The organism is Cupriavidus sp. D384, from assembly GCF_001652915.1.
Lineage (GTDB): Bacteria > Pseudomonadota > Gammaproteobacteria > Burkholderiales > Burkholderiaceae > Cupriavidus.
Map to the genome: position 1 here is coordinate 1 of NZ_BBQI01000110.1, position 738 is coordinate 738.

Below are 738 nucleotides of genomic sequence, written 5' to 3' on the forward strand. Positions count from 1 at the left end.
CATGCCGCCAAACTCGCGCATCGCAAATTCCATCATGCGGTCAGATTCGCAATAACGGCTCGGGGCCAGGTAGGGCAGCACTTCGAAAGGCAGGTCGGCGACCGCGACCTGCGATAGCGTTTCGCCATCATCGAGCCGATGGTCGATCTCCACCACGGCCTCATACCGAATTCCCAAGCGGCCCTTGTTCGCCCGAATGCGCAGCATACGGTTGCACAGGACAGGGTCGGTGTAGCGTGTGGCGGGTATCTCTGGCGAGATCACGAGGTGTTCGGAGACTATCGACTGCCGGCATGTCCTCGCCGCTTCGATGCACAAAATGAAGTCGGCCGTGGGATCCGCGATCTCGTAGGACAAGTTCACCAAGTATCGGATGCGGTTCATAGTTGACCTTACGTTCCAGGCGGAAGCGTAGAGCGTCCGCCCCGAGCGTATCGAGACGGCGATAACAGTGTACCGCTACCTTGCCTTGCTCCGCGCTTTTGTCTTGCGGAACTTCTTGATCGGCACTTATCTCGCGTCAGAGCAGGAGCGATCACTTGCGAGAGACACGCAACTTGCGGACAGGCGTCCAGAGGCGTTGGCGCGGATGAGAACGGTGTGAACGCGAGACTGGGGGCAATTGCGCACCGTCGCTTCGATCGGCTGCTATCGGCACTACGTTGCTTGCTGTCCAACGATGACGTCGATGGCCGCTCGCCCCGCCAACTCCGCCACGAGATGAGCCCAACGCCGGGA

The 738-nt window shown here is 60.0% G+C and carries 1 pseudogene; it reads right to left on the bottom strand.

From position 1 onward, the window contains the following. Positions 1–363, bottom strand: a pseudogene (locus A9J21_RS27360) (transglutaminase family protein); the annotation flags it as partial. Between the last annotated feature and the right edge of the window lie 375 nt (positions 364–738).